This is a genomic window from uncultured Clostridium sp., from assembly GCF_934754915.1.
Lineage (GTDB): Bacteria > Bacillota > Clostridia > Clostridiales > Clostridiaceae > Clostridium.
This window is the reverse complement of sequence record NZ_CAKVKB010000251.1, coordinates 1-3,280: the sequence shown is the minus strand read 5'-3', so window position 1 is coordinate 3,280 and position 3,280 is coordinate 1. Positions and strand designations below refer to the sequence as shown.

3 protein-coding genes are annotated in these 3,280 nt (G+C 25.7%); all 3 read right to left on the bottom strand.

Going from position 1 to position 3,280, the window contains the following annotated elements:
- Window positions 1-1,034: CDP-glucose 4,6-dehydratase (gene rfbG / locus Q0F58_RS18365; protein WP_294379344.1), on the bottom strand; the 1,034-nt coding region annotated here is incomplete at its 3' end.
- Window positions 1,016-1,789 (bottom strand): glucose-1-phosphate cytidylyltransferase, encoded by a 774-nt coding sequence (gene rfbF / locus Q0F58_RS18360; protein WP_294379341.1) that lies wholly within the window; start codon window positions 1,787-1,789, stop codon window positions 1,016-1,018. The genes rfbF and rfbG, both read right to left, overlap by 19 nt.
- Before the next feature lie 30 nt (window positions 1,790-1,819).
- Window positions 1,820-3,280 (bottom strand): glycosyltransferase (locus Q0F58_RS18355; protein WP_294379339.1); only part of this gene is annotated, 1,461 nt, incomplete at its 5' end.

The following is a 3,280-nucleotide window of genomic DNA, read 5'->3' as shown; positions in this document are numbered from 1 at the left end:
TATAACGGTTCCAATACATGCTGATAAGGTCTTACTGAATATGGATTCCTAATTATTATAGTTTCTTTTTTTTCAACATTCCATCTTGGTTTCCATTTAAACGTGCTCTTAAGCTTTGAACAATCTAATTTTAAAAAATTCGCCTCATGTGGTGTTGCAACATGTTTACTCTCCCACTTTATATTTTCTCCATATTTATTACAAAATAAATTTGCTAATGTTCCTGTAGTAATGCAATCCCTTTCATCGGGGCCAATATTATAACTATCAGCATATTTTATATCTTTATACTGCTTTTCTGCTATCATAAGATATACATATAACGGTTCCAATACATGCTGATAAGGTCTTACTGAATATGGATTCCTAATTATTATAGTTTCTTTTTTTTCAACTGCCCTAATACAGTCTGGAATAATTCTATTAGGAGAAAAATCACCTCCACCTATTACATTTCCTGCTCTTGCTGTTGATACAGCTATATGTTTCTCATTAAAAAATGAATTTTTATAGCTATAAGTAACAAATTCTGAACATGATTTACTATTAGAATAAGGATCATATCCTCCTAATGGCTCATTTTCACGATATCCCCACTCCCATTCATTATTTTTATAAACCTTATCTGTAGTTATGTTTAAAAATGATTTTACACATTTATTATTTCTTATGCATTCTAACACATTAACAGTTCCCATAACATTAGTTTCATATGTATATAGCGGATCATTATAGCTTTCTATTACAATCGGCTGTGCAGCTAAATGAAAAACAATTTCTGGTTCATACTTTTCAAAAACTTGATTTAATTTATTAAAATCTCGAATATCTCCTATAATAGAAATTATATCTTTTCCTATACCAATCAGTTCAAATAAACTTGGTTCAGTTACTGGATTTAATGAATATCCTATAACAATTGCTCCAATACTATTTAACATTTTACAAAGCCAAGTTCCTTTAAAACCCGTATGACCTGTTACCAATACCCTTTTGTTTCTATAAAACTCCAAATCTATTCCCATATTTTCCATGGTGCATTCCCACTTTCCCATAAATTTTCAAGCTGATGCTTATCTCTTTGAGTATCCATACACTTCCAAAACCCTTCATGTTTATATGCCATCAATTCTCCAATCTCTGCAATTTTTTCTAATGGCTCTTTTTCAAATACAGTCTTGTCTCCTTCTATGTAATCAAATATCTTAGGCTCTAATACCATAAATCCAGCATTTATCATATTTCCATCATTATTATTTTTTTCTCTAAATGAATTAATTTTATTATCAGTAATTTCAAGTACACCAAAACGTTGACCGATATTTACAGCTGTTATTGTTGCTATCTTTTTATGAAATTGATGATATTTTACTAATTCATTTATATTTACATTACTCACTCCATCTCCGTATGTAAGCATAAATGGTTCATTATCAATATATTTTTGAACTCTTTTTATTCGTCCACCAGTCATTGTATCAAGCCCAGTATCTACTAATGTAACTTTCCAAGGTTCTGCAAAATTATTATGTATAGTCATTTTATTCTTTTCTTTAAAATCAAATGTAATATCACTTTGGTGCAAGTAATAATTTGCAAAATATTCCTTAATTATATATCCTTTATATCCACAACATATTATAAAATCATTATATCCATAATTAGAATATATTTTCATTATATGCCATAAAATTGGTTTACCTCCAATCTCAATCATTGGTTTAGGTTTTAAATGCGATTCTTCTGATATTCTTGTCCCATAGCCACCAGCTAAAATAACAACTTTCATTTTTTTCTCCTAACATCAAATTAATATTAATTATCTATTCTCATTATTAGCTTTTAAAATATAAAATTTTATCAATTCCTTTTGTTCCACAGATAAATCAACTTTTAATTGTTCTATTCCTTTTATGCAACATTTTAAAATTTTATTATATATAATATTCCAATCATATCCATTATTTAAATATGTATCTTTAACTAAACTTGGTAAAAAATTTGTTTTGAAACACAATTTTATATATAAAAGAATAACCATTTCTATAGAATCTATATTCAAATTATTAATTAATTCAATAAACCCATAATGTTGTAATATCCTATTTTCATAAGTTACATATAGAGGCATATTATCCAATTCAACAGAAATGTTTTTCTTTATTTCAGAATCATTCTCAGCAATTCCTTTAGCAATTTGTTCTTGCAATACAGATTTTCCATGAAAAATTAGTGTATTACTATCAGTTACAAATTCTCCATTTAAAGCCATAACGCTATCCCAAAACATATGTGGATAATATTTATATGCGATATTATTTTTATATTTCAAATATAAATCCTTTAATTTATATTTATTAAATATTTCTTTTTTGTAAATAATCCCAGAAATATAATTTCCTGTTAAAAACGCATTTTTTAATGCATCATATCCAGCTGAAAAACATTGATTTGATAAATTTATATACATACTATCTGTTGAAGATCTTATCAAAGCAATATTTTCATTATTTTTTAACAAATTCATATAATGTCCTAATACTTCTAAATTAACTCTATCTTCATCGCTTAAAAGTAGTACATATTTTCCGCTTGCAATTGACATAACATTAGCAAAATTAATTGTAGCTCCCATGTTCTTATCAAATCTAAAATATTTTACCCTAGAATCATTCATATTTCTTATTTGTAAGTATTCATCTGTATATTGCGTTGATCCATTATCGGATACAACAAATTCAATTTCAGAATCATATGGAGTTCTTAACAATGATTTAATATTCTTTAGTGCTAAATTTCCCCTGTTCCATGTTGGTATACCTATACTTAAAAGTATATTATTTGTGCATCTTCCTTCTTTAGTAAGTCTAAATTCATGCTCTTGCATTAAAATATTATTAACTGTTTTTTGAAGTTCTTTCCTTTTTTCATCACTTGAATCTAATAATATATGTGGAATATATGTATTTAAATTATTTCTAAAATAATTCTTTATCTCTTTAATGGAGTTAAAAAATCTAACTCTTTCTAAATACTTTAATATACCTGGTAATTTAAAAAATGATAATGATTTTATTATATTTAATGAATAATAATAAATTTTTTTATTATTACCAACTATGAATTTTTTAGCATTTTCTATATTAAAATCATCTATCAATAATATATCAGAAAATTCATCTTCATAATTATATTTGTCAACATTTAATAAAGCTTCTTCACTAAAATCAATAACTTCATCAAATCTATCTAATTTTAAATCAAATATAAAATATCTATC

Bases quoted from the DNA above. Each gene is read 5' to 3' on its own strand.
- rfbF (WP_294379341.1), bottom strand. From the start codon at position 1,789: ATGAAAGTTGTTATTTTAGCTGGTGGCTATGGGACAAGAATATCAGAA.